The following is a 25,931-nucleotide window of genomic DNA, read 5'->3' on the forward strand; positions in this document are numbered from 1 at the left end:
TTCAGACCACCTCCGCGCTGCGCTTGCGCAGCATGTCGACGTAGACGGCGGCCAGGATCACGACGCCGAGGATGACGTACTGCCACTCCTGTGGGACGCCCATGATCTGCAGGCCGTTGTTGAGCACTCCGATGATGAGAGCACCGATCACCGAGCCGACGATCGTGCCCTTGCCTCCGGCCAACGACGTGCCGCCGATGACCACGGCCGCGATCGCCTGCAGCTCCATCCCGCCACCGGCGGTCGGGCTGGCACCGATGCGTGCGGACGAGAGGATCCCGGCGCACGCGGTGAACACGCCTGCGACCCCGTAGATGACCAGCTTCCACTTGCGTACGTTGATGCCGGACAGCTCGGTGGCCTCTTCGTTGCTGCCGATCGAGACGGCATACCGCCCGAAGACCGTGCGGTTCAGCAGCACCCAGGCGATGACGGCCAGGCCGAGGAAGATGAGCACCGCATTGGGGAAGTTCGGGATGAGCTCACCGCCGGACAGGTCGGCGTATGGCGGGAACTGCGTGTTGGTGTAGATCGTCGCGCCGTTGTCGCTGATCACCAGCGGCAACCCCTGGCAGACCAGCATCATCGCCAGGGTCGCGATGAAGGGCGGCATGCCCAGGATTGACACGTTGAAGCCGTTGACCAGACCGATGACCAGCCCCACGAGCAACGCCATCAGCAGTCCGAGACCGAGCGGCAGGTCCCAGGTGATCAGGAAGGTGCCGGCCGCCATACCCGTCAGTGCAATGCCCCAGCCGATCGACAGGTCGATGCCGCCGGTGACGATCACGAACGTCGTGCCGAGCGCCAGCACTCCGATCAGCACCGACGAGAGCAGCACGTTGTTGACGAGGTTGTCGTAGGTGAAGAAGTTGTCACCTGCGATCGCGAAGAAGATGGTGATGATCACCAACCCGGCGAACGCGGCCAGCTGCTGTAGGCGCATTCGCACCTGCGGGTTCATCCCGCGCGCTGCGGGAGGGACGTCCTCCGGTGGCTTCTTGTCCAGCAAAGCGCTGGCGGTCTCGCTCGGCATGTCGTGCTCCTCGGGACGAACTTCTGTTTCGAATGCTGTATGGCGACAGGTGAGTTCGCGCTGTCACACGGTGGCGGTGGGTGCCGGTGTCTCGGTGGTCGCAAGGTGCATCACCGACTCCGGCGTGGCGTCCTGCGCAGTGAGTTCTCCGGTGATGCGTCCCTGCGCCATGACGACGACGCGGTGACTGAGTCGCAGCACCTCGGGCAACTCGGAGGAGATCACCACGATGGCCTTGCCCTCGGCCGCGAGGCGGCCGATCAACGCGTAGATCTCCTCCTTGGCTCCGACATCGATGCCTCGTGTCGGCTCGTCGAAGATGAGCACGTCGCAGTCCTTCAGCAGCCACTTGGCGATGACGACCTTCTGCTGGTTGCCGCCGGAGAGGTTGCCGACCATCGCGCGCACCGACGGCGTCTTGATCCGCAGCTCGTCCACCAACCGGCGGGCGTCCGCGGCGGCCGGTCGGTCGTTGACGAATCCGCCGCGGGAGAACCTGGACCCCATCGAGGGGAGGGCGATGTTCTGGGTGACGGTCTGTTGCAGCAGCAGGCCGAGGCCTTTGCGGTCCTCGGACAGATAGCCGATACCCGCCGCGCCGGCCTGTGCGGGATTGCGCGGTGTGACGTCCTTGCCGTGCACGCTGATCACGCCGGCGGTGCGACGGTCCGCGCCGACGACCGCACGCGCGACCTCGGTGCGGCCGGCACCCATCAGTCCCGCGAATCCGACGATCTCACCGGTCCGGACCTCGAAGTTGATGTCGCGCAACAGTTTCGGGGTCTCCACGCCGCGCACCTGCAAGGCAATCGGCGCGTCCTCGGCGGGGGTGTCCGCGCGAGCGTGCTGGGCCGGCTCGCGGTCGCGTCCGACCATCAACGAGATGACCTCGCGCATCGTCGTGTCGGCGGCGTCGAGGGTGCGGATGAACTGCCCGTCCCGGATGACGGTGATGCGCTCGGAGATGGCCTTGAGCTCGTCCATCTTGTGCGAGATGTAGATGACCCCGGTCTCGTCGGTGACGAAACGTCGGATCAATTCGTGCAAAGTGGCGACTTCCGCGTCGTTCAGGGCGGCGGTCGGCTCGTCCATGATCAACACCCGAGCATCGAGCGACAGGGCTTTGGCGATCTCGACCATCTGCTGACCGGCGACCGAGAGTCGTCCGACGAGGGTGTGCGGATCCAGGGGTAGCTGCAAGCGGTCCAACAGGTCTGCCGCTCGCTGCTCGAGGATGCGCGGGCGCAGCAGGAAGCGCCCCTGCGGCTGCTCGCGTCCGATGAAGATGTTCTGCGCGACGGTCAGGTCCGGCATCAGGTTGAATTCCTGGAAGATGATGCCGATGCCTGCCTGCTGAGCCTCCTTCGGATTCGCGAATCGCATTGGTGTTCCATCGATTCGCAGCTCGCCATCGTCGGGCTGGTAGACGCCGGAGAGCACCTTCATCAGGGTCGACTTGCCGGCGCCGTTCTCGCCGACCAGGGACAACACCTCGCCGCGTCGCAAGTCGAGGTGCATGCCGTCCAGCGCCCGCACGCCGGGGAAGGTCTTGGTGATGCCGGACATGGCGAGCAGCTGCACCCCACGAAGTTCCTCCTCCGCTGCGCTCCCCCGGATGCTTCGCGGGGACACCGCCCCCTCGCTCCGACGATTCGCGGGGCGTTCGGCATGCGCGTCCTGTGTGCTCATCGAATCTCCAGCGGGTGTCGAGGACAGGTGCTGTTGTGGCGGTCTCGCTGCGCGTGACCTGATGTGACCTGCGCCGCATGCTACCGAGACACATCCGATGGATGGGCCCGTGCGGCGGATCTGTTCAACAGGTGAGAAAACGATTTCTTATCCATGCTGGCACGTGCACTTGCGTTGTGGGGATGACGGCGACGGGCGATCCGTCGGGTCGGCGCTGGTGGCGGGCCGACCGAGGCGGCGAAGGGGGCGGCGCGCGTGGCGGGCACATGAGGGGTAAGTAACAATGGACGAATGACTGACCAGCCCATCACCCCGGCGTCGCTGCGCGGTGCCGTCGACCTGTCCGCCCTCGCGCGCCCGGCGTCCGCCAGGCCGACGTTCGGGCCGAGCTCCGTCACCGGCGAGTCCGATGCCAATGACAACCTGGTGATCGCGGTCGACGACGCCACGTTCGCCGACGCCATGCAGACCTCGGCACAGGTCCCGGTCATCGTCGCGCTCTGGTCCGGTAGCCGTCCGGACACCAAGAGTCACATCGACGCCCTCGCCCAAGAGGTGCGGTCCTACGCCGGCCGGATGCAGCTGGCGACGGTCGACATCGACGTGTCGCTGCAGATCCGCCAGGCGCTGCAGGTCCAGCAGGTGCCGATGGTGCTCGCCATACTCGCCGGTCAGCCGGTGCCGCTGTATGTCGGCGATCAGCCCGCCGACGCCATCCGCCAGGTGCTCGACAAGGTGCTCGAGGCCGCGGCGGCCAACGGTGTGACCGGGCGGCTCGAGGCCGCCCCAGCGAGCGACGAGGACACGGCGGAGGACGCGGAGCCGGAGCTGCCGGAGATCCACCAGCGGGCGTTCGACGCCATCGAGCAGGGCGACTTCGACGCGGCGACCGCGGCATACGAGCAGGCACTGAAGGACAACCCGGCCGACGACGAGGCCCGCCTCGGTCTCGGCCAGGTTGGTCTGCTCAAGCGCACTTCCGGAGTCGACCTCAACACCGCACGCGAAGCGGCGGCCGCGGCGCCGACCGACGTCGAGAAGCAGACCCTGGTTGCGGACCTGGACGTGCTGGGTGGGCACATCGAGGACGCGTTCGCCCGGCTGATCGACTTGGTCAAGGCGACAGTCGGCGACGAACGCAACGCGGCCCGCGAGCACCTCGTGCAGCTCTTCGACGTCGTCGGTCCCACCGACGAGCGCGTCAAGAAGGCCCGCACCGCCCTCATGTCCGCGCTGTACTGAATCCTTTCGCGCGGCTCCTCACAACAGCCCCAACGGCGCGGCTCGCAGGCTCGCTCGCGCACGCCGGACCTGCTGGTCGTCGCCACGCGGCCTCGTTTCGTGCGGCCATCCTTCATGCTGAATGACGGCTCCCTCGCCGAATGACGGTCATATCGGGCCGTCATTCGGCGAAGAAGCCGTCACTCGGCGGCAGTGGTCGCAGGATGCTCGTATGCCGATCGAAGGCCGAGCCTCGCCAATCCGGTACGTCGATCGCTAGTAACGGTCAGTCGTCGCGGCGCCGAATTCCTTGGCTGACGTGAAGAACTCCGTCGAGGGCCAAGGCAACGGCTCGGGCCCTCGACGCCAGGTGAGGTGCACGAGCGCCACCTCGTCGTCGGACTCCACGACCACCTCGTCCTGCGCGAATGCCAGTGCGATCACCGTCCACGAGCGCCCATGCAGCGGATGGCCCGCTGACACTTCCCGGACCAGTTCCTGCTCAAATGCGGACGCTCGTTTCCGATCGCGACGGAGATCTTCGAAGTCTTCGCCGAACTCATACGTCGTCGTCCACGGCATGACGCGAGATTACGCAACTCGGTCGCGCCGCTCCGCTGGCGCCCTTCATGCCGAAGGACGGCTCCCTCGCCGACTGACGTTCCTATCCGGCCGTCACTCGGCGAAGAAGCCGTCAATCGGCGCGGGTGAGTTCGTCGAGTATGGCGAGATCGTCCGCGGTCGGCTTCCAGCGCAGGGCCGCCGCGTTGGTGCGGACCTGCTCGCCCGACGTCGCGCCGGAGATGACCGACGCGACGGCAGGCTGCGCCGCCAGTCCGGCGATCGCGACGTCGAGCACCGAGAGGTCGCGCTCGGCGGCATACGCCTTGAGCGCCTCGATCCGGTCCCAGTCCGCGTTCGCCAACCACGGCGCCGGTCCGGAGGTCGCCCGTGATCCGGCCGGCGGCTCCTGGCCGCGGCGGTACTTGCCGGTGAGCAGGCCGTATTCGAGTGGGAAGAACGGCAGGACGCCCAGGCCGAAGGTCTCGGCGGCCGGCACGACCTCGTCCTCGATCGACCGGTCGAGCAACGAGTATCGGTTCTGGACCGACACGAAGCGCTCGAGTCCGACGGTGCGTGCGGCCCAGTCCGCGTCCGCGATCTGCCAGCCGGCGACGTTCGAGCAGCCGACGTAGCCGACCTTGCCCTCCTGGACCAGATCGGTCAGGGCCGACAGGGTCTCCTCGATCGGCGTGACGTCGTCCGGCGCGTGCAGTTGGTAGAGGTCGATGTAGTCGGTCTGCAGTCGGCGCAGCGAGCCCTCGACCGCGCGTCGGATGTAGCGACGGGAGCCGCGCACGCCGTGATCGAGACCGTTGAGCCCACCGGTGTCCATGCCGAATTTCGTTGCCAACACGAAGTTTTCGCGACGTCCCCGGAGGGCGGCACCGAGCAGTTCCTCGCTGGCGCCGTTGCCGCCATACGTGTCAGCGGTGTCGAGCAGGGTGACGCCGACGTCCTGCGCGGCGTCGAGTATGGCGCTCACCCCCGCCGCGTCCACCCGTCGCCCGAACGCGTTGCAGCCGATGCCGACCGCGCTGACCATCAGTCCTGAGTCGCCCAGCGGGCGGTAATCCATCGTCACGCGATCGAGCCTACGGCCATGCGCGTCGGCGTCGACGCGCTCGGTGTGAATCACCCATCCCGCAAACTCGATCCGTCGAATCCCTTGCACTTCGCCGCACGTGCGTCAGGATGAGCGGGTGGGTGAACGCGTCGAGTTGCCGATGCCCGGGACGGACCTGTCGCTGGGCGTCATCCGGCACGGCCACTGGGGCCGCCCGGTGCTCGTCTTCCCCAGCGAGGCGGGCAGCGCCGAGGACTTCGAGAGCAACGGCATGGTCGAGGCGGTGCAGGACCTCGTCGATGCTGGACGCGTCTCCTTCTTCTGCGTGGACTCGGCCGACCGGTGGACCTGGTCGGACAACGCCGCGACCACCGAGGAGCGCGCGAGCCGGCACCACGGCTACACGCGCTGGCTGGAGAGTGCCGCGTTGCCCTGGATCGCGGAGCAGGTCGGCGGCGAGCGACCGCTGATCACCCTGGGCGTCTCGATGGGCGCCTATCACGCGGTCAACTTCACGCTCACGCATGCGCATCGGGCACCGCTCGCGATCGGCATGTCCGGCAGCTACGACGTCACGTCGTGGCACGGGCACGGCGAGCACGGTGACGCCACCTACTTCGCCAATCCGATGGCGTATGTCGCCGGCATGCACGGCGACCACCTCGATTGGTTGCGCGACACCGCCAGCGTGCTCCTCGTCGTGGGGGAAGGGCCGTTCGAGGTGTCGCCGACGCAAGCACTCCCTTCGACGACCGCCTTCGCAAACCTGTTGTCGGAGAAGGGCATTCCGCATCAGCTGGACGTGTGGGGACATGACAGTGCACACGACTGGCCGTGGTGGCAGAAGCAACTCGCCCACCATCTGCCGCGGTTCTGCTGACGGCATCAACCACCACATCGCGAGGGAACGGAGCGCACGATGACCGAGCACTTGATCGGCCTGCTGCTGGGTGCCGAGGAGGACTGGCCGCGCGCGTTCGAGGAGCTCATCCGCCGGGTCGGTCCGGTCACGGCACCGGACGGTTCCCGACACGACATACGCACCGAACGTATGACGATCGAGCCCTTCAACCTGCGCGACAAACCGAAGACCGACCTGGTCATCGACCGCCTGGCGCACTGGTACTACCACCCGCGCGAGTGGCTCAAGAAGGCCGCGCTGATGGACGACGTCTACCTGCTCAACAGCCCGTTCACCTTCCAGTCGATGGAGAAGCACTCGGCATACTGCGCATTGATGCGGCTGGGGATGAATGTCCCCGAAACCGTGCTCGTGCCCTACAAGAACCCGATCGATAACGTGCGCTGGGCCTACACGTCGTCGAAGTACAACCGGTCGTTCGACCTGCCTTCGGTGGCGGCCGAGCTGGGCTATCCGATGTTCATGAAGCCCTTCGACGGCGGTGCGTGGCGGGGCGTCTCGATGATCCGCGACGAGGCGGATCTGCAGCGCAGCTATGACGAATCGGGCGAGATGCTGATGCACCTGCAGCGCGCGGTCGACGGTTTCGAGGTCTTCGCGCGGGCGCTCACGATCGGCCCCGAGACGATGGTGATGAAGTTCCGGCCTGACGAGCCGATGCACAACCGATACGAGGTCGCCTACGACTTCCTCACACCCGATATCGGCGCCGAGACGCACACGATCGCGCAGACGGTCAATGCCTTCTTCCGGTGGGAGTTCAACAGTTGCGAGATGTTGGTCAAGGACGGAGTCGTCTATCCGATCGACTACGCCAACGCCTGTCCGGACGTCGCCGTGACATCGCTGCACTACTACTTCCCGTGGGCGATCAAATCGCTGCTGAAGTGGTCGATCTTCTGCGTTGTCACGGGACGGAAGGGCTACACCCAGGTCGACCCGGATCCGTGGTTCGAGATCGCCGACCGAGGCGACGACTACCAAGCGAAACTTGGTGCATATCAACGTCTCTCGGACAAATACTTCGAGACGGAGCGCTATCGCGAGTTCGTGGACTCATCCCTCGCCGACGTCGACGAGATGGTGCTGGACTGGGTGCTGTCCGACGACTTCGACCGGCTCCTGGTCGAGACGGTCAAGTCGACCTATCCCGAGCACGAGCACGAGCGCTTCCTCGGACACTTCCGCGGCCTGACCGGGCTGTGGGCCAAGGACGAGGAGAAGCTGCTCGGCTGATCGCGGTCGGCTACAGCAGCTGCAGCAGGGAGCCGAGCACGCCGTCGAGCTCGGCGAGGAGCTCCTCGCGCGGGGGTTGCTGCTCGCTGAGCACCCAGTCCACGGCGATCTGTATGCCGGCACCCACCAGCGCGTCCCCGACGAAGCGGCGTTGCCCCGGGGTCGGCTCGAGGCCGGGAATCGTCGGGACCAGCCGATCGCAGAGCTCGTCACCCACCGAACGCGCGTGTCCGCGGTAGAGCTCGTCCACCCGAGCACTGACGCCCAGCACCTCGAAGAGGTGGACACGTGACTCCACCGGGTTGTCCTGCACCCAGCGCAGGAATCCGTCGATGAAGCCGCGCACCACCGTCACGGGGTCATTTCCCTCGGCCGCGAGCACCGCGCGCCGCAGGTCGGCCACGACCACTTCGTAGACCGCGCAGAGCAGGTCCTCGAGGGTCGCGAACGATTCGTAGAAGTAGCGCTTGTTGAGGCCGGCGACCTCGCACACCCCGCCGACGGTCGCATCGCGGTAACCGGTGGTGCCGAAGACCGAGATCGCCGCCGCGATCAGCCGCTCGCGCCGCGCGGCCTCGCGGGTCGCTCGGCTCTCGCCGGCATACGGGCGTGCCCGCTCGCTCTTCGAGGTGTTGCTCATGAAGGGATCTTGACAACTTCGAGGGCACATCGCAAACTGGTACGGCTTCGTACCAGAAAGGACGACATGGTTTCCTCCATCTCCGGCGACACGGCCTTGAACGCCGGCCGCCGGGCTCGTGAACTCGCCGAGCTGTCCTCCGGTGACGGGGTCGATCTGCTCGTGATCGGTGGCGGTGTCACCGGAGTCGGCATCGCGCTCGATGCCGCGACCCGTGGGTTGAGTGTCGCCCTCGTCGAACGTCACGACCTGGCCTTCGGCACCAGCCGCTGGAGCTCCAAACTCGCACATGGTGGACTGCGCTACCTGGCCAAGCTGGACGTCCCGATCGCCTGGGAGTCAGCCGTCGAGCGCGGTCACCTGATGACCGACATCGCACCGCACCTGGTCCGGCCGATGCCGATGATCCTGCCGCTGCACCGTGGCGTCAGTCATCGGGACACCGCACTGCTCGGCGCCGGTTTCGCCGCGGGCGACGTGTTGCGTATGGCGGCTCGCACGCGGGCCTCCCTGTTGCCGCACCCCAGCCGGATCTCGCAGAGCCTCGTCCGCCGGATGGCGCCCGCCACCACCTCGCACGGCCTGCGCGGCGGACTGCTCAGTTGGGACGGCCAGCTCATCGACGACGCCCGACTCGTCGTCACGATCGCTCGGACGGCGGCCTCGTACGGCGCCCGCATCATCACCTACGCGGCGGCGACCGCGGTGGAATCCGGCCGCGTCGAGGTGACGGACGAACTCACCGGTGACCGGCACACGATCCGTGCCACACAGGTCGTGAACGCAGCCGGGGTCTGGGCCGACGAGTTGTCCGAGCGGGTCCAGCTCGCGCCGAGCAAGGGCTCGCACCTGCTGGTCCGTGCCGAGCGGCTGAGCCACCCGCGGGGGCCGCTGTCACGGCCCCCGTCCCCGGCCACTTCGGCAGGTTCGTCTTCGCGGTGCCGTGGCACGACGACCTGGTGATGATCGGACTCACCGACGATCCGCACACCGGCGCCATACCCGACCGCGCGCGTCCCGATGAGGGGGAACAGACCTTCCTGCTCGACACCCTCAACGCCGTGCTGGAGCAGCCGCTGACACCGGACGACGTGGTGGGCAGCTACGCCGGGTTCCGCCCCCTGCTGAAGGGCGACGGCGGCTCGAGCGCCGACCTTTCCCGCAAGCACGCGTTGATCCGCGATGCACGCACCGGTGCGTTGACCATCGTCGGCGGCAAGCTCACTGCCTACCGACGGATGGCGCAGGACGCCGTCGACGCCGCTGTCGACGCGGGCGGCCTCAGCGCCGGCCCCTGCCGTACGGCGCATCTGTCGCTGGTGGGAGCGGGCACCACAGGGCCGGGCCTGCCCGAGCAGTGGATCGCGCGCTATGGCACGGACGCGACGACCGTTGCGTCATACGGCGCGACCGGCGGCACCCTCGACCGGCCGGTCCGCGACGGAATCCCGTTGACCGGTGCGGAGATTCGGTTTGCCGTTGATCATGAACTCGCAGTGACGGTGAGCGATGTCGTCGACCGCCGCACCCGGTGGGGCCTCGTGGACGAAGACAGGGACGACCTCGTTGCTGCCGTTCGGCGGCACGCCCCCGAGCTCATCGACATCGACCAGGAAGAAGGATGACCACCATGGACAACACGCGACCCAGGATGCGCTGGTGGGGTTGGGGTGAGGACGGCAACGACGGTCCGGTGAAGCCCGGTGCCCGCGCGATGTTGACCGAGGCCTGCGGTTGGCCGGACGGCGTCGACAACCCGCCCATCGAGCTCGATGCGGTGCAGTTGCCCACGAGCACGCTGCCCGACGCTGCGCGCGAGAAGTTGGCGGCCGTCGTCGCAGCGGACCACATCCGCGAGGACCGCGCCACGCGGGTCTCGCACGCCGCGGGACGTAGTTATCCCGACCTGCTCCGGTTGCGTGGCGGCGACCTGCCCTACGCACCCGACGCGGTGCTCTACCCGGCGTCGTCGCAGGACGTCGACCGACTGCTCGCGATCTGCCACGAGGAGCGCATCGCCGTCGTGCCGTTCGGCGGCGGCACCAGCGTGGTGGGCGGCGTCGACGCCTTCCGTGGTGGTTTCGAGAGCTGCGTGTGCATCAGCCTGGCTCGTCTCGACCGCATCGTCTCCATCGACGAGGAGTCGCTGACGGCGACCGTCGAGGCCGGTGTGTTCGGACCCGACCTCGAGAGTGACTTGCAGGAAAAGGGATTCACGCTCGGTCACTTTCCGCAGTCGTTCGAGTTCAGCACCGTCGGCGGCTGGGTCGCGACACGTTCGGCCGGTCAGCAATCGACCGGTTACGGCCGCATCGACGAGAACGTCTTCGGTCTGCGCTGCTCCACGCCGACCGGCGTCGTCGAATTACGCACCACCCCGGCGACCGCGGCCGGCCCCAACCCCCGGCAGGTGTTCGTGGGCAGCGAGGGCACGCTGGGCATCATCACCGAGGCCACCCTGCGGATCAAGCGCCAACCGGAGGCGACGGTCCCGGACGCGTGGTTCTTCCCCGACTTCGCCTCCGGTGCGGCGGCCATCCGCCGTCTGGAGCAGGAGGGCCTGCGCCCGGACATCGCCCGGCTGTCGGACGTCAACGAGACGGCCTTCGGCTTGGCCCAGCTCGGCAGCGAGCTGCAGCGCAAGGGGCTGCTCGCCTACCTGCGGGTCCGCGGCATCAAGACGCCCTGCCTGATGGTGCTGCGGTATGACGGCAAGGCGTCCGATGCCAAGGCCCGCAAGTCCGCCGGCCGTGCCATCGCCAAGGAACTGGGCGGCGTCAGCATCGGCGGCGCACCCGAGACCATGTGGGAGAAGCACCGCTTCTCCACGCCATACCTGCGTGATCAGTTGCTCACCCACGGTGTGCTCGTGGACACGATGGAGACCTCGGCGCCGTGGAGCGAGGTGCAGGATTTGCACGACTCCATCCGTCGCGACATGGAAGCAGCGCTGCTCGAGCGCGGCACCCCGGGCTTCGTGCTCTGTCACATCTCGCACCTCTACACGGCCGGATGCTCGCTCTATTACACGGTTTTCGCACGTCAGGAGGCGGGCGCCGAGATGGATCAGTGGCGCGCGCTGAAGACGGCGGCCGGCGACGCGATGATGGCCGGCGGCGGCACGATCACCCATCACCACGGTTGCGGCGCGGACCACGCGCCCTGGCTGCCGAAGGAGACCGGCGAGCTGTGGCCGCGCATGCTGCGTGCTGCCAAGGCCGAGGTCGACCCGGCCGGGATCATGAATCCCGGCAAGCTGATGAACGGTCCGGAGGAGCTGTGAGCACCACGTCGTCGGTCCCCGTCATCCTCAACCCGTCAGCTCGCAACGGGGCCGTGCTCGAGCGGGTCGAAACGTTGCGCACCGCATTCGACGCGAACGGACTGAGCGCCGAAGTCGTCGAGAGCACGAGCGAAGCACACGCCACCGAGCTCGCCGCCGGGTTCGCCGCGGACGGCGTCCCTGTCGTCGTCTCGCTCGGCGGTGACGGCATGGTGCGCGCCGTGGCGGCCGGACTCGCGGGCACCGAGTCCGCGCTCGGCATCGTCGCAGGAGGTCGCGGCAACGACTTCATCGGCAAGCTCGGCATCCCGAAAGACATCGCCGAGGCCGCGGCGATCATCGCGAACGGGCAGGACCGCACGATCGACGTCCTCGACCTCGACGGCCGCATCTGCGTCGGCAACGTGAGCATGGGGCTGGACTCCGCCGTGCAGCACTACGCCGACTCCGCGCAGCGGATCAAGGGTCACTGGGTCTACACGTATGGCGTCGCGCGTGCGATCCTGCAGCCGTGTCGCATCAACCTGGTGCTCACGATCGACGGCGAACGCACGGAGTTCCGTGGCTATTCAGCAGGATTCGCCAATTCGGGTCGCTACGGCGGTGGCCTCAAGCTGTCGCCGGAGGCCGAGGTCGACGACGGCCTGATCGACGTCGTGCTGCTGCGTGACGTGTTCCTGCCGAAGCTCGGACTGGAGCTGGTGCCGTTCAACCTCGGCAAGCACAACCTGCACCCGGACATCGGCTTCAGCCACGCTCGGGAGGTGCACATCGACACGGCCGAAGGCGCTGAACGGGTCGAGATCTTCGCCGACGGTGACGCGGTCGCGCACACACCGGCGACGCTGCGCATCCGTCCCGGCGTGCTGAAGGTCCGGGTGCCTGCTCAGGGCGCCCATCGGGCGAAGTAGGAGCTGATCAGGAGGGTTCAGTCTCCGAGGTCAGCGCGGATACGCGAAAGCAGCTGGTCCGCAGGGAGATTCGCGTCCAACACATGCTCGCCCGGTATGCCGAGAGGGTCGTCCCCGGTCCACCAGGCGCGCATGTGGTCGGCGGTCCAGTCGTCGGCGTCCGGGCTCGCGGCGTGCCGAGCGATGGTCTCGTCGAGGTCCACCCGCAGGTAGTAGACGAGGTTGCGACCGTGGTGGTCGGCCAGGAGCTGCCGGATCATCTCGCCATACTTCCGCGACCAGAGGATGCCTTCCAGGACAACGTCCTTGCCATGGTCCAGGCAGAAGCGGACGTTGAGGTCGATCAGCTCGACGGCCGCCGTGAGTTCGAGCTTGTCACGGTCCTTCAGCATGATGCGTCGCACGTGGTCCTGGCCGACCACGGACATCGGCCGTTCGCGCAGTGCCATTGCGAGGCTGGACTTGCCCGCTCGGGAGTTCCCGCGCAGCACCACGAGCCGGGTGTCGGGTGACCCGACGCGTTGACTCACTGGGCGCCGGGTGTCGTGTCGTCGGGGACGTCGAAGTCCTCGGTGTCGACGAGAGCGTCCTCGGCGCAGGCCAGGATATGCGAAACCGTCTGGGCCACAGTGAGATCCGTGTTGTCAATCCACAGTCCGACCCGCCGCGTGCCGTGCTCCACGGACTTCACCAAGCCCTCGACCGTGAAGCCGTCGCGGTAGGCATTCTTGCCACGGGCGTACTCGCGTGCCCGAATGGTATCCGCGTCCGGCGTCAGCATCACGAAGTGCACCGGCTCCGGTGCCGCGATGACCAGGAAGTCGTCCATGAAGGTGCCGAAGATGTTGTCGGCGACGACCGCGTCGAAGCCCGCCGAGCGGTAGACGTCGGCCACGGTGAGCGCGCCGGCGTAGCGGAGAAAGAGTTGCTCGACAGCGGCGACCGTCGGTGGGTCGGTCATCGGGGAGCGGTCGGTGACGACGAAGTCGCCGATGGCATCGCCGTCGATGAAGACCGCTCTGGCCAGCCGGTCGGCCAGGGCGCGTCCCACCGTCGACTTTCCGGCAGCCTGGGCGCCAGAGATCACGAAGAGCCGCCCAGGGGTGGTCATCGAGGTCATCGCGTCACGTTATAGCCGTATTCGCCGACGGGGCAACGGCTATCCGTCGAGTGCCGCGGACACGATCTCCTTGGCCTCCGACTGCACCTCGGCAAGGTGCTCGGCACCGCGGAACGACTCGGCGTAGATCTTGTAGACGTCCTCGGTGCCGGACGGACGGGCAGCGAACCACGCATCCTCGGTCGTCACCTTCAGGCCGCCCACGGGAGCGTCGTTGCCCGGTGCGCGAGTCAGCTTCGCGGTGATCGACTGCCCGGCCAGCGAGGTGGACTTCACGTCGTCGGGGGAGAGGGCGCCCAGCTTGGCCTTCTGCTCGCGAGTCGCCGGCGCGTCGATGCGTGCGTATGTCGGATCTCCATGGGTCGCAACGAGTCTCGCGTAGTGCTGGCTCGGCGTCTGATCGGTGCGGGCGAGGATCTCGGACGCGAGCAGCGCCAACGCGATGCCGTCCTTGTCGGTGGTCCAGACGGATCCGTCGGTGCGCAGGAAGGATGCACCGGCCGACTCCTCTCCGCCGAAGCCCACACTGCCGTCGAGCAATCCGGGCACGAACCACTTGAAGCCGACGGGGACCTCCCACAACTCGGCACCGAGAGAGGCGACGACCCGGTCGATCATCGACGACGAGACGAGCGTCTTGCCGACACGGTCGGAGGACCAGCCGGGGCGGGCCCCGCCATACAGGTATTGGATCGCCACTGCGAGATAGTGATTGGGGTTCATCAGCCCGCCGTCCGGCGTGACGATGCCGTGCCGGTCGGAGTCCGCGTCGTTGCCGGTGGCGATGTCGAAGGCGTCGCGCTTGTCGATCAGCGACGCCATCGCGTATGGCGACGAGCAGTCCATCCGGATCTTCTCGTCCCAGTCCAGGGTCATGAAACGCCAGGTCGGATCCACCAGCGGATTGACCACTGTCAGGTCGATGCCGAAGCGGTCCGCGACAGCTCCCCAGTAGGCGACGGACGCACCGCCGAGCGGGTCGGCACCGATGCGGACCCCGGCCGACTTGATCGCGTCGAGGTCGACGAGGTTCGGTAGGTCTTCGACATACGTCGCCATGAAGTCGTAGGCCCCGGCCGTCGCCCGGGCCCGACCGAACGGCACTCGCGCGACACCGTCGAGGCCGGCGCGCAGGTAGTCGTTGGCGGCCTGGGCGATGACCTTGGTGGCATCGCTGTCCGCGGGACCGCCGTGTGGCGGGTTGTACTTGAATCCACCGTCGGCCGGCGGGTTGTGCGATGGCGTCACGACGATGCCGTCCGCCAGTCCGGAGCCGCTCGTGCGGCCCGCGTTCGCGCGCAGGATCGCGTGCGAGACGGCGGGAGTCGGGGTGTAGCCGTCCCCGGAGTCCACCAGCACCTGCACGTCATTGGCGGCGAGCACCTCGAGCGCCGAGGCCCAGGCCGGTTCGGACAGCCCGTGGGTGTCGCGGCCGATGAAGAGCGGGCCGTCATACCCCTGATCGCGGCGGTAGTCGACGATCGCCTGTGTCGTGGCCAGGATGTGCGCCTGGTTGAACGCGCCCTTCAGCGACGAGCCGCGGTGCCCGGACGTGCCGAAAACCACTTGTTGGTCGACGTTTTCGGGATCCGGCTCGATCTCGTAGTAACTGGTGACCAGATGCGGGACGTCGACCAGGTCGCTCGCAGCAGCAGGTTGTCCGGCTCGCGTGTCGCTCATTGCTCCACCTTGCCATGAGACGGAGCGTCGTGGCATCGCTGCGCCATACAGCGGGCGTCTCGCTGTTGCCGGACAAGTGGTTGATCGCCATCTCCCCACGGGGCGATGGACATGGCTAGCTTCGAAACATCCACGTTTTATGAAGGGAAGCTATATGCGTTCACACATCGCTCTTCTCGGCGCCGTCACCCTTGCCGCAGGAGCCATCGGGGGTCCCGCCTTCGCGTCCGGCAACACCAACACCCATCGCAAGGTCGTGGCACACAGCGTTCAGTCACCGGGGCGATCCCTCGGTGCCGCGTCGACAGCTACCACCGAACATTTCATCGTCACGTTCAAACTGCGTGATCAGGCCGGAGCCGAGTCCTTCGTGCGTGCGGTCTCGGATCCCAGCAACCCGCAGCACGGCAAGTACCTGTCGCCGTCCCAGTTCACCAAGCGTTATGCCGCGTCGAAGTCCGACGTCCAGAAGGCCGTCACCTGGCTGCGCAGCCAGGGGCTGAAGACCGGCGCCGTCTCCAAGAGCCGCAGCTACGTCGAGGTGAGCGGATCGGTCGCCGCGGTCAACAAGGCCTTCGGCACCTCCATGCACACCTACACCAAGAACGGTCGCACCTTCTCGGCGCCGGCGAAGGCGGTGACGATGCCCAGCAGCGTCGCGGGGGTCGTGAGCGGCGTGGTCGGCCTGGACCACTCACGGGTCCTGCACACCACCAATGTGCGCACCAACGAGGCCTCGGCCCAGCACAAGACCGCGCGAACACTGTCCTCGCTCGGGGCCAAGCCGAACGCGAAGTCCGGTGCGAGTGACGCGTGCTCGTCCTACTACGGCCAATACCACCTGCCCCTGTCCCGAAGGCGGCGCAGCCGTTGAAGGGCACCCAGCCCGGCAGCCTGTGCGGTTACACCCCGCAGCAGATGCGGGCGGCACGCGGTATGACGGCCAAGAACACCGGCAAGGGTATGACGGTCGGAATCACGTTGTGGTGCAACGACCCTCGCATCGAGGCCGACACGAACACGTGGGCCAAGAACCTCGGCTTCCAGCTGTTGAAGAAGAACCAGCTGACGGTCATCGAGCCCGACGGCGGCTACGACCCGCTCTACTGCGACGACCAGGGGTCCGGCGGTGTCAACGGCGAGCAGGCCCTGGACGTGCAGTCGATCCACGGCGCCGCACCTGACGCGAGCATCGTCTACTCGGCGGCTTCGCGTCCCTTCGACGACGCGCTGATGACCTCGATGCACAAGCTGATCGACGACAACAAGGTCGACTCGTTCACCAACTCGTGGGGCGGCAGCGAGGTGGACGACCCCGCCACCAACGACGCCTATTCGGCCATCTTCATGCAGGCGGCCGCGCAGGGGATCTCGGTGCTGTTCTCCTCCGGTGACTACGGCGACAACACCAACGGCGACCAGCAGACGACCGCACCGTCGCCGGACTACCCGGCGGCGAACCCGTGGGTCACCGCGGTCGGCGGCACCTCGCTGGCGACGGCCAACGCCAAGGGTTCGAAGGTGCAGTTCGAGCAGGCCTGGAACACCTCCTACAACCTGCGGCAGGACGACGCCTGGAGCGGCTGGCAGTACCGGTATGGCGGTGGTGGTGGCGTCAGCAAGTACCACGAGGAGCCCTACTACCAGAAGGGCGTGGTACCAACCCGATTCACCGGAGTCGACCCGCACCGTGCCTACCCGGACATGGCCGGCGCCGGCGATCCCTACACCGGATATCTGATCGGCTACCACGACGGCGACGCCGGCAACAACTTCTCCCTGGAGAAGATCGGCGGCACGAGCTGGTCCTCACCCTGGACCGCGGGCACGCTCGCGCTGGCCGGCAAGCGCGTCGGATTCCTGAACCCGGCGATCTACGCCAAGGGCCACGCCGGCCTGACCGACGTCAAGGGCAACGCCCTGCGGCACGGCTTCGAGTACAAGACCTCCGGCACCGTCGCCACGGTCGGCATCAACTCCCAGCAGGTCCAGGACCAGACGCTGGTCTCGGACCGCGGGTACGACAACCTGACCGGCTTCGGTGTGCCCAGTTCGACGAAGGAGTTCATCAACGCACTGAAGTGATTCCGTTCAGCAGCAAGTGAATTGAGGCGCCTCCCGGTCAGACCGGGAGGCGCCTCGTGCATGCAGGTTGAGTAGCCCAGGGGAGCGCAGCGGAGGAGGGCGTATCGACACCGCGGCGTCGTGCTGGTTCGGGTATGCCGGATGTGCGGTATGGCGCACGCTCGGCACAACGGAAACAACCCCGCCGGTGATCAGCCGCGAATCTCGGTCTCGCCGCGACTGATCCGAAGGGACCACCGCTCTTCCCAGGTGTAGACCACCCGCAGATGTTGACGATCGACCGCGCCCTGCCAGAACTCCACTCGGGCCGGTCGCAACCACCACAGCCGCCAGTCGCCGGGCTCGATGCCGGCACGTGCCTGCGGACTGCGCGCCGCAAGATCCGCCTCACACTCGGTGGCATCGGCGGGGGCGACTTCGCCGCGGATCCGCACGGCACGCAGGATCGGTTGCCACCAGAGATTGAGCGCTGCCGTCGGATGGGCGGCGATCTGCCGGCCCTTGCGGGACGACGCCGTTCCGGCGAAGGCGAACCCACGTGGTCCCGCGTCCTTCAGGATCAGGGTGCGGCTGTCCGGCACCCCGTCGTCGTCCATCGTGGACAGGGTCATCGCAGCCGGCTCGGGCACCTCCAGGCCGACTGCCGTGTAGAACCATTCGCGGAACAACTCCAGTGGATCAGCCGGAAGCCGACCGAGCTCGATCGACGGAGCCGTCCCGGTCAGTGACGGTATGGCGCGCAGGGTGGCGACCATGCTGTCCGGCGAGGCACTCGATCTCGACGAGCTCCGGCGCTCGACCCGCTCCGGCGCTCGATCAGCGTCGGACAGCGTCATCGGATCGTTTCTCCGGCGTGAACCAGATCGCGGACAACGGCGGGACGGTGACGACTGCGGAACACGGCTGGTCGTCGTATGGCGTGTCCGTCGCGTCGACGCCGCCGAGGTTGCCGCGGTTGGAGCCGCCATACCGCTCCGCGTCGGTGTTGAGCGTCTCCAGCCAGCGACCGGGGCGGGGGAGTCCGACCCTGACGTCGCGTGCCTCCGCGCCGCTGTAGTTGAGCACCGCCGCGACGACGTCGCCATCCTGCTCGGGCGTGTCGAAACGCAAGTAGGAGAAGAGATTCGCGTCGGCAGCGTTCGCGTCGATCCACCGGAAACCCTGCGGGTCGTGGTCCAGCTTCCACAGTGCCGGATGCTCGGTGTAGAGCCGGTTGAGGTCCGACACGAGGTGTGCGACGCCGAGGTGCGCTGGCTGATCCAGCAGCCACCAGTCCAGACTGCGCCCGTCGGCCCATTCGGCCTCCTGGGCGAACTCGCAACCCATAAAGAGCAACTGCTTGCCCGGGTGGCTCCACATGTCGGCGAGCAGCGTCCGGACGCCGGCCAGCTGCTGCCAACGATCACCTGGCATCTTGCGCAGCAACGAGCCCTTGCCGTGGACGACCTCGTCGTGACTGATCGGCAGCACGAACTGCTCGTCCCACGCGTAGACGAGCGAGAACGTCATCTTGTTGTGGTGGTATTTGCGGTAGATCGGTTGCTGCGCAACGTAATCCAGCGTGTCGTGCATCCAGCCCATGTTCCACTTGAAGCCGAAGCCGAGCCCGTCCTGGCTGGTCGGCTTGGTGACACCGGGCCAGGAGGTCGACTCCTCGGCGATCATGACCGTGCCGGGCATGCGTCGGTATGCCGTGGCGTTGGTCTCCTGCAGCAGCTGCATGGCCTCGAGGTTCTCCCGGCCACCGTGCTTGTTCGGCAGCCACTCGCCCTCGTTTCGGGAGTAGTCGAGGTAGAGCATCGAGGCCACACCGTCGACCCGCAGGCCGTCGGCATGGAACTCCTGCATCCAGTAGACGGCGTTCGCGACGAGGAAGTTGCGTACCTGCGGTCGGCCGAAATCGAAGATGTAGGAACCCCATTCGGGGTGCCAGCCGCGTCGTGGGTCGGGGTGCTCGTAGAGCGCCGTGCCGTCGAAGCGGGCCAGCGCCCACTCGTCGGTGGCGAAATGCCCGGGAACCCAGTCGAGGATGACACCCACGCCGGCCTGGTGCAGTCGGTCGACCAGGAAACGGAAGTCGTCCGGGTGTCCGAGCCGGGAGTTCGTCGCGTAATAACCGGTGACGTGGTAACCCCAGGACGGCGGGTACGGATGCTCCATGACGGGCATGAACTCCACATGGGTGAAGCCGAGTTCCGTGACGTACGAAACGAGTTCGTCAGCCAGCTCGCGCCACGACTTGCCCTGCCGCCAGGACATCGGGTGCACCTCGTAGACGCTCATCGGGCGTTCGTGCGCCGCGGTCGCGGCACGTTGCTCGAGCCACCCTCCGTCACCCCACTCGTAGGTCGAGGCGGTCACCACGGATGCGGTCGCGGGAGCCGTCTCCGCCTGGCGGGCAAGCGGATCCGCCTTCTCCCGCCAGATCAGATCGGGTCCGAGAATGTCGAACTTGTAACGCGTTCCGGCTCCGATGCCGGGGACGAAGAGCTCCCAGACTCCGCCGCTGAGGCGGCGCATCGGGTGTCCCTGGCCACTCCAGGTGTTGAAGTCGCCGACCAGCCGGACTCCGCGGGCGTTCGGCGCCCACACCGCGAACGAGGTGCCCTCGACGTCTCCCTGCGGACTCTCGTAGCGGTGCAGGTGTGCGCCCAGCACGGTCCACAGCTGCTCGTGGCGACCCTCGCCGATGAGGTGCAGGTCGATCTCGCCGAGGGTCGGCAGGAACCGGTAGGGATCGTCGGTGACGTGCTCGACGCCGTCGTCATACGTCGTCACGACGCGGTAGTCGGGCACCTCCGCGGTGGGCAGTTCGCCACTCCACAGCCCCTCGTGGTCGTGGTGCAGGTCGGCCCGGGTGCCGTCGGGAAGCTGCACCTGCACGGTGCTCGCCAGTGGCCGGAAAACCCGCACCAATGCACGCGATCCGTCGAGGTGCGGGCCGAGTAGGCGATGTGGGTCGCCGAACCGCCCGGCGAGCAGTTCGTCCGCGACCTCGGTCCGAATGGCCGTACTCGCTGCGGTGCCTTCACTTCGGTCGTCGCTCATGCCCTCGGTCGCGCCTCTGCCCTCGGCTCCGGGCCTCACTGCGTTCGTGTCCTGCACCCCACGAAGTTCTCCGCTCGTACCTCGCTCCGATACTTCGCGGGGACCCCGCTTCTCGCCTCGGTCGTCGCTCATCGCGTCACTCTTCCTCGTAGGCAGTAGTCGCAGGATCGCGCTGCGTGGGATGTCCAGCCAATCGGGCCGGTTGCGGATCTCGTAGACGACCTCGTAACTCGCCTTGTCGATCTCGAAGAGCTCGATCAGGCGCCGGTATGGCGCGAGGTCGATCCCAGTCTGCGCGGCGTATCCGTCGAGGAACGCCGTGCGAGCCTGGTCCGCCCACTCACGGCGGTCCGTCACTGCGTCCCGGTGCTCGACCGAGCCCGCCGCGTAGTCGAACGATCGGAGCATGCCGGCGATGTCCCGAAGCGGCACGTCGGGCTCGTTGCGCTCGGCCAGAGACCGCAACGGCTCGCCCTCGAAATCGAGCAGGATCCACCCGCGTTCGGGCACATCGAGCGCCTGGCCGAGATGCAGATCGCCGTGAATGCGTTGCAGCGCAGGCCAATCGGCGTCTCGTGCGCCGTCGAGCAGCGCGTCGAAGTCGCTGGTCCGGTCGTGCAACTCAGGGACGGACTCGGCAGCCAGCGCGAAGCGGCGTCGCATGGCGTCGAGCGATCCGCGGATCGACTCCGGGGAGCTTGGCGCCACCGGCATCGCCTCGGCCAACTGATGGTGGACCTCTGCGGTCGCGGCACCCAGGGCGTAGGCCGATGCCGCGAACGACCGGTCGTCGCCCGCGGCTTCGAGCGCGACCCGCCAGGCGTCCTGAACGTCGGGGAGGAACTCCTGCGCGAAGGCGAGATGGCCCTGCATCCGGCCGGACCCGTCCGGTGACGGCCAGTCGCCGCTCAACGACGCGATCATCTGCGGCACGCGCTCGCTGCCGACCTGGCTGAGCGCGGCCTGCAACGTGACGTCCGGGTTGTCGCCGGGATGTATGACGCGGAAGACCTTGATGATCAACGGTTCCTCGTCGTCCGACGCGACGATGATCGAGGTGTTGGACTGCTCGCCGGACAGCACCGTGGACGTCCGGACCCGTGGCACTGTGGCATGCCGAAAACCGCTGCCCCGCACGGTGACCGGGGCGTCGCGATGCCCGACAGCGCCCGACGCGTCGTGCGTCTCCAGCTCGGCCTGCCGCCCACCGGTGATCATCGTGCGCAGCAAGGTCGCCACGAAGACCGGGTCGTGGCACCCGTCGTAGACCCACCGGTGACCGAGCACCGAGTGCTCCATCTCGCCGATCAACGCAGAGTCGGCGCCGGCCAGCGGTGCGCCGCGATAGGTCATCGGCACCTGATAGACCACCGGCACGGGACCGGAGTCGTCGGCGACGATCTGGACCTCGACCCCCACCTCACCGGCCGGGTCGTCGAAGCGGTAGCCGCCGAGGATGGTCAGTCGCGGGTCGCTGCCCTTGCCGGCATACCAGCGACGGTCGCCGATCCAGCCGCTGATCAGCTCGAGCTTCGTCGGCGTCAGCGTCGCGCCGGAGTGCAGGATCGCCACGATCAGTCACTTCCCGGCAGTTGCAGTGAGAGCCAGAAGAAGTCGCGGGACCCGAGCGTGAGTGTGAGGGTTCCGTCCGCTGCGACCGGCGTGAAGTGGCCGCCTCCGAACAGGTCCCGCACCCGCGCGTCGGCGAACTCCTCTGGCAACGAGACCGTCACCGACTGCGGCCTGCTCGACACGTTGTTGACGCACAGCACGCTGCGGGTCTCGATCTCGTCGTCGGGGTCGTCCTCGTCGTGCACCGTGCGGGTGAATGCCAGGATCGTGTCGTTGTCGGCATCCACCGTCCGGTAGTCACCCAGCCCGAAGACGGGGTACTGCTTGCGAATCGCAAGCATCTCGCGGACCCAGTGCAGCAGCGACGACGTCGACTCCATCTGAGCTTCGACGTTCACGTTGTTGTAGTGATAGACGAGGCTGGAAATGATTGGCAGATAAAGCTTTCCGGGGTCAGCGGTCGAGAATCCGGAGTTGCGGTCCGGGGTCCACTGCATCGGGGTGCGCACCGCGTCGCGGTCCGGCAGCCAGATGTTGTCGCCCATGCCGATCTCGTCCCCGTAGTAGAGGCACGGGGACCCCGGCATCGACAGCAGCAGTGCGTGGATCAGCTCCGTCTCGGCGCGCGAGTTGTCCAGCAGCGTGGCCAGCCGGCGCCGGATGCCCACATTCGCCCGCATCCGCGGGTCGGGGGCGTACCAGCCGTACATCGCGGCGCGTTCGTCCGGCGTCACCATCTCCAGCGTCAGCTCGTCGTGGTTGCGCAGGAACGTGCCCCACTGCGCGCCACGGGGTATGGCGGGAGTCTCCGCCATCACCTCGTTGATCCGGGTCGCCTTCTCGTCCCGCAACGCGTAGTAGAGCCGCGGCATGATCGGGAAGTGGAAGCACATGTGGCACTCGGGGTCGTCCTCGGTGCCGAAGTAGTCCACCACCTCGTCGGGCATCTGGTTGGCCTCGGCCAGCAGCATCCGACCGGGATACTCCTCGTCGACCATCGCACGCAGCTTGGCGATGAATTCGTGTGTCTTGGGGTGGTTCTCGCCGTTGTGGCCCTCCTCGATGTAGAGGTAGGGGATGGCGTCGAGACGGAACCCGTCGATCCCGAGGTCCATCCAGAAGCGCACGATGTCGAAGATCTCCTCGTGCACCTTGTCGGTCTCGAAGTTGAGATCCGGCTGGTGGGAGAAGAAGCGGTGCCAGAAGAACTCCCGGCGGACCGGGTCGAAGGTCCAGTTCGACACCTCGGTGTCGACGAAGATGATGCGCGCGTCGGCATACTTCTCGTCGGTGTCGGACCACATGTAGTAGTCCCCGTAGGGGCCGTCCGGCTCCGAACGCGACGCCTGGAACCACGGGTGCTGGTCGCTGGTGTGGTTGATGACCAGGTCGGTGACGATGCGGATGCCACGGGCGTGCGCCTGCGACACCAACTCGGTGAACTCCGGCAGCGTCCCGAACTCCGGCAGCACCGCCTTGTAGTCGGCGATGTCGTAGCCGCCGTCACGCAGCGGTGACGCGTAGAACGGCGGGATCCACAGACAGTCGACGCCGAGCCACTGCAGGTAGTCGAGCCGATTGATGACGCCGGTGAAGTCGCCCGAGCCGTTGCCCGTCGAGTCGCCGAAGGCGCGCACCAGCACCTCGTAGAAGACCGCTTTGCGGAACCAGTGCGGGTCGTGGCGCAAGCCCGGCTGCGGGAGGTTGAAACCTGTTGATGCCACGATGTTCTAGAACCTCCTGAGGTGGACGATGTGCAGTGGTTCGGTGTCGGGTCCGAGCCGGACGTAGTTGTCCGAGCCCCATTCCCAACTCGCGTCGGTGATCAGGTCGTGCGCCACGAAACGGTCACCGGCGGACAGGCCGAGCGCTCCCATGTCGAGTCGGACCGTCGACTGCCGGGTGGCGTGCGGGTCGGTGTTGGCCACCACGATGATCACGTCGTCGCCGTCCTTCTTGGAGAAGGCCAGCATCTGCCCGTCGTCGACGTGGTGGAACGTGATGTTGCGCAACCAGTGCAGCGCCGAGTGCTCGTGGCGGATCAGGTTGAGCCGCGTCAGGTACGGCGCCAGCGACTGCCCCTCGCGGTCGCCGCCGGCTTCGTAGCGCGACCACTCCCGGTCCTTGTATTGGTATTTCTCGTTGTCGATCTGCTCCTCCGCGCCCGGCCGCGCCACGTGCTCGATCAGCTCGTAGCCGGCGTAGATGCCGTAGGTGGGGGAGAGCGTCGCCGCCAGCGCGGCCCGCAGCTTCCAGGCGGTCGGCCCGCCGTACTGCATATATGGCGTGAGGATGTCGTGGGTCGTCGGCCAGAAGCTGGGCCGCATGTATGGCGCGGATTCGCGCGCGAGCTCCTCGACATACTCGCGCAGCTCGGCGGCCTCGTTGCGCCAGGCGTAATAGGTGTAGCTCTGCTGGAAGCCGACCTTCGCCAGCGTGGCCATCATCGCCGGACGGGTGAACGCCTCGGCCAGCCAGACGATGTCCGGGTGCTCACGAGCCACATCGGCGATCAGCCACTGCCAGAACTCCACCGGCTTCGTGTGCGGGTTGTCGACCCGGAAGATCGTGACCCCGTGGTCGATCCACACCTGCACGACCCGGCGGACCTCCGCGTAGATGCCTGCGGGGTCGTTGTCGAAATTGACCGGGTAGATGTCCTGGTACTTCTTCGGCGGGTTCTCGGCATACGCGATGGACCCGTCGGCGCGGGTGGTGAACCACTCGGGATGCGCCGCGACCCACGGGTGGTCGGGGGAGCACTGCAGCGCCAGGTCCAGCGCGACCTCGAGATTCTGCTTGCGAGCAGCCGCGACGAAGGCGTCGAAGTCCGCGAACGTGCCGAGGTCCGGGTGGATCGCGTCGTGGCCGCCGTCCGCGCTCCCGATCGCGTATGGCGACCCGGGGTCGTCCGGGCCCGCCGTCAGCGTGTTGTTGGGACCTTTGCGGTTGGTCTGCCCGATCGGGTGCACCGGCGTCAGGTAGACGACGTCGAATCCCATCCCCGCGATCGCGGGCAAACGCTTTGCTGCCGTCCGCAACGTCCCGGAGGTCCACTTCCCGGTCTTCTCATCGAAGCGGGCACCCTCGCTGCGCGGGAAGATCTCGTACCAGGCGCCGCTCAGTGCCCGGTCCCGCTCCACCCACCAGCTGTATGACGCGCTAGGGCTCACGTAATCACGCAGCGGCGTCGCGGACATCACGCGCCCAACGTCACTGGAGGTGCCGGCCGAGATCCGGGCGCCGGCGGGCTGCTCGGTGTCGCGCAGCCCGTCCACGGCGGCGGTGAGGATCCGGCGCGCCGTCGCGTCGTGGTCGACCTCACGAAGTGCCCGTTCCAGCAGCAGGGCACCCTCCTCGAGCATGACCTCGGTGTCGACCTCGGCTGCGATCTTGATCACGGCGTCGTGGGTCCAGGTGGCGTACGGATCGGACCACCCCTCGACACAGAAGGACCACACTCCGGGACGATCCGCGCTCACTTCACAACGCCAGGTGTCCAGCCCCGGATTGGTGCAGGTCATGGGCACGTAATGGGTGGTGCCGTCCGGGTCGGTGAGCGCCGCCGTGGCGTTCACCGCGTCGTGTCCTTCGCGGAACACCGTCGCGGTGACCGGAAATGACTCTCCGACAACGGATTTGGTCGCGAACGCGCCACCGTTGACGGCCGGCTGGACATCGACGACCGGAATCCGGCCGACTTCGCACAGCTGCGTTTGCGGCGAGGGCGTGGCCCGGCTGGAGGTCGGCCGCGCTGCAGCGGCGGGCTGCTGATCAGTCACTTGAGCGACGCTACAAGATCTGCGGCCGTCGCGGACACCAGTGGCGTGGTGACCGGAGGCGTTCGGGACGTCAACGGCA

21 protein-coding genes are annotated in these 25,931 nt (G+C 67.3%); 9 read left to right on the forward strand and 12 right to left on the reverse strand.

All coding sequences use genetic code 11. The features are described from left to right. Nucleotide 1: 1 nt before the first annotated feature. Both IEX71_RS00825 and IEX71_RS00830 read right to left on the reverse strand, forming a co-directional pair. A complete protein-coding gene (locus tag IEX71_RS00825; protein WP_188835089.1) occupies nucleotides 2-1,036 on the reverse strand; it encodes an ABC transporter permease in 1,035 nt (344 codons plus the stop codon). Between the two features lie 63 nt (nucleotides 1,037-1,099). After that, nucleotides 1,100-2,725 carry a sugar ABC transporter ATP-binding protein gene (locus tag IEX71_RS00830; RefSeq protein WP_188835090.1) on the reverse strand — a complete coding sequence of 542 codons (1,626 nt, stop codon included), beginning with the start codon at nucleotides 2,723-2,725 and terminating at the stop codon, nucleotides 1,100-1,102. Between the two features lie 291 nt (nucleotides 2,726-3,016). On the opposite strand from IEX71_RS00830, the gene IEX71_RS00835 reads away from it, so the two are divergent. Next, complete coding sequence (locus tag IEX71_RS00835) at nucleotides 3,017-3,967, forward strand: tetratricopeptide repeat protein (protein ID WP_188835091.1); 951 nt, start codon at nucleotides 3,017-3,019, stop codon at nucleotides 3,965-3,967. Between the two features lie 255 nt (nucleotides 3,968-4,222). Here IEX71_RS00835 and IEX71_RS00840 read toward each other — a convergent pair whose 3' ends face one another. After that, on the reverse strand, nucleotides 4,223-4,528 hold the full coding sequence (locus IEX71_RS00840) for a hypothetical protein (protein ID WP_188835092.1): 306 nt from the start codon (nucleotides 4,526-4,528) through the stop codon (nucleotides 4,223-4,225). 112 nt (nucleotides 4,529-4,640) lie between these two features. Beyond that, nucleotides 4,641-5,585, reverse strand: coding sequence for an aldo/keto reductase (locus IEX71_RS00845; protein ID WP_188835805.1), 945 nt, complete (start codon nucleotides 5,583-5,585; stop codon nucleotides 4,641-4,643). A gap of 124 nt (nucleotides 5,586-5,709) precedes the next feature. Between IEX71_RS00845 and IEX71_RS00850 the strand changes: the two genes are divergently transcribed. Further along, complete coding sequence (locus tag IEX71_RS00850; protein WP_229749351.1) at nucleotides 5,710-6,453, forward strand: esterase family protein; 744 nt, start codon at nucleotides 5,710-5,712, stop codon at nucleotides 6,451-6,453. Between the two features lie 39 nt (nucleotides 6,454-6,492). Beyond that, nucleotides 6,493-7,731: an ATP-grasp domain-containing protein gene (locus tag IEX71_RS00855; protein ID WP_188835093.1), complete on the forward strand. Its 1,239-nt coding sequence runs from the start codon at nucleotides 6,493-6,495 to the stop codon at nucleotides 7,729-7,731. Nucleotides 7,732-7,741: 10 nt separating this feature from the next. Here IEX71_RS00855 and IEX71_RS00860 read toward each other — a convergent pair whose 3' ends face one another. Next, nucleotides 7,742-8,371: a TetR/AcrR family transcriptional regulator gene (locus IEX71_RS00860; RefSeq protein WP_188835094.1), complete on the reverse strand. Its 630-nt coding sequence runs from the start codon at nucleotides 8,369-8,371 to the stop codon at nucleotides 7,742-7,744. Nucleotides 8,372-8,437: 66 nt separating this feature from the next. On the opposite strand from IEX71_RS00860, the gene IEX71_RS00865 reads away from it, so the two are divergent. Genes IEX71_RS00865 through IEX71_RS00875 form a run of 4 tightly spaced genes read left to right on the forward strand, consistent with a single transcriptional unit; the run spans nucleotide 8,438 to nucleotide 12,565 of the window. Next, nucleotides 8,438-9,334 carry an FAD-dependent oxidoreductase gene (locus tag IEX71_RS00865; protein WP_268235896.1) on the forward strand — a complete coding sequence of 299 codons (897 nt, stop codon included), beginning with the start codon at nucleotides 8,438-8,440 and terminating at the stop codon, nucleotides 9,332-9,334. Beyond that, complete coding sequence (locus IEX71_RS22655; RefSeq protein WP_268235897.1) at nucleotides 9,310-9,996, forward strand: glycerol-3-phosphate dehydrogenase C-terminal domain-containing protein; 687 nt, start codon at nucleotides 9,310-9,312, stop codon at nucleotides 9,994-9,996. Before IEX71_RS00865 ends, IEX71_RS22655 begins: the two co-directional genes overlap by 25 nt. A gap of 5 nt (nucleotides 9,997-10,001) precedes the next feature. Continuing rightward, entirely contained in the window at nucleotides 10,002-11,654 is a 1,653-nt protein-coding gene (locus tag IEX71_RS00870; protein ID WP_188835095.1) for an FAD-binding oxidoreductase, read from the forward strand. Beyond that, the gene (locus tag IEX71_RS00875; RefSeq protein ID WP_188835096.1) at nucleotides 11,651-12,565 is read left to right on the forward strand and encodes a diacylglycerol/lipid kinase family protein; all 915 of its coding nucleotides are present in this window, start codon (nucleotides 11,651-11,653) and stop codon (nucleotides 12,563-12,565) included. The genes IEX71_RS00870 and IEX71_RS00875 overlap by 4 nt, the downstream gene beginning before the upstream one ends. Before the next feature lie 17 nt (nucleotides 12,566-12,582). Here IEX71_RS00875 and IEX71_RS00880 read toward each other — a convergent pair whose 3' ends face one another. From IEX71_RS00880 to pgm, 3 genes are read right to left on the reverse strand one after another with little or no spacing between them, the layout of a single operon-like run. Next, a complete protein-coding gene (locus IEX71_RS00880) occupies nucleotides 12,583-13,095 on the reverse strand; it encodes an AAA family ATPase (protein ID WP_188835097.1) in 513 nt (170 codons plus the stop codon). Then, nucleotides 13,092-13,685: an AAA family ATPase gene (locus IEX71_RS00885; protein WP_188835098.1), complete on the reverse strand. Its 594-nt coding sequence runs from the start codon at nucleotides 13,683-13,685 to the stop codon at nucleotides 13,092-13,094. The genes IEX71_RS00880 and IEX71_RS00885 overlap by 4 nt, the downstream gene beginning before the upstream one ends. Before the next feature lie 39 nt (nucleotides 13,686-13,724). After that, nucleotides 13,725-15,365: a phosphoglucomutase (alpha-D-glucose-1,6-bisphosphate-dependent) gene (gene pgm, locus IEX71_RS00890; RefSeq protein ID WP_188835099.1), complete on the reverse strand. Its 1,641-nt coding sequence runs from the start codon at nucleotides 15,363-15,365 to the stop codon at nucleotides 13,725-13,727. Between the two features lie 154 nt (nucleotides 15,366-15,519). On the opposite strand from pgm, the gene IEX71_RS00895 reads away from it, so the two are divergent. Together IEX71_RS00895 and IEX71_RS00900 are read left to right on the forward strand one after the other, a co-directional pair. After that, nucleotides 15,520-16,239, forward strand: coding sequence for a protease pro-enzyme activation domain-containing protein (locus IEX71_RS00895; protein ID WP_188835100.1), 720 nt, complete (start codon nucleotides 15,520-15,522; stop codon nucleotides 16,237-16,239). Then, nucleotides 16,236-17,450, forward strand: coding sequence for a S53 family peptidase (locus tag IEX71_RS00900; protein WP_188835101.1), 1,215 nt, complete (start codon nucleotides 16,236-16,238; stop codon nucleotides 17,448-17,450). The genes IEX71_RS00895 and IEX71_RS00900 overlap by 4 nt, the downstream gene beginning before the upstream one ends. Nucleotides 17,451-17,641: 191 nt before the next feature. On the opposite strand, the gene IEX71_RS00905 is transcribed toward IEX71_RS00900, so the two are convergent. Genes IEX71_RS00905 through IEX71_RS00920 form a run of 4 tightly spaced genes read right to left on the reverse strand, consistent with a single transcriptional unit; the run spans nucleotide 17,642 to nucleotide 25,852 of the window. Continuing rightward, nucleotides 17,642-18,286 carry a pyridoxine/pyridoxamine 5'-phosphate oxidase gene (locus IEX71_RS00905; RefSeq protein WP_229749352.1) on the reverse strand — a complete coding sequence of 215 codons (645 nt, stop codon included), beginning with the start codon at nucleotides 18,284-18,286 and terminating at the stop codon, nucleotides 17,642-17,644. Continuing rightward, nucleotides 18,267-22,070, reverse strand: coding sequence for a 1,4-alpha-glucan branching protein GlgB (gene glgB, locus IEX71_RS00910; protein WP_188835102.1), 3,804 nt, complete (start codon nucleotides 22,068-22,070; stop codon nucleotides 18,267-18,269). Before glgB ends, IEX71_RS00905 begins: the two co-directional genes overlap by 20 nt. Before the next feature lie 2 nt (nucleotides 22,071-22,072). Further along, nucleotides 22,073-23,794 carry a maltose alpha-D-glucosyltransferase gene (treS, locus tag IEX71_RS00915; protein WP_188835103.1) on the reverse strand — a complete coding sequence of 574 codons (1,722 nt, stop codon included), beginning with the start codon at nucleotides 23,792-23,794 and terminating at the stop codon, nucleotides 22,073-22,075. Nucleotides 23,795-23,800: 6 nt separating this feature from the next. Continuing rightward, on the reverse strand, nucleotides 23,801-25,852 hold the full coding sequence (locus IEX71_RS00920) for an alpha-1,4-glucan--maltose-1-phosphate maltosyltransferase (protein ID WP_188835104.1): 2,052 nt from the start codon (nucleotides 25,850-25,852) through the stop codon (nucleotides 23,801-23,803). Nucleotides 25,853-25,931: the final 79 nt, after the last annotated feature.

It is taken from the genome of Flexivirga endophytica, from assembly GCF_014640635.1.
GTDB classification, from domain to species: domain Bacteria; phylum Actinomycetota; class Actinomycetes; order Actinomycetales; family Dermatophilaceae; genus Flexivirga; species Flexivirga endophytica.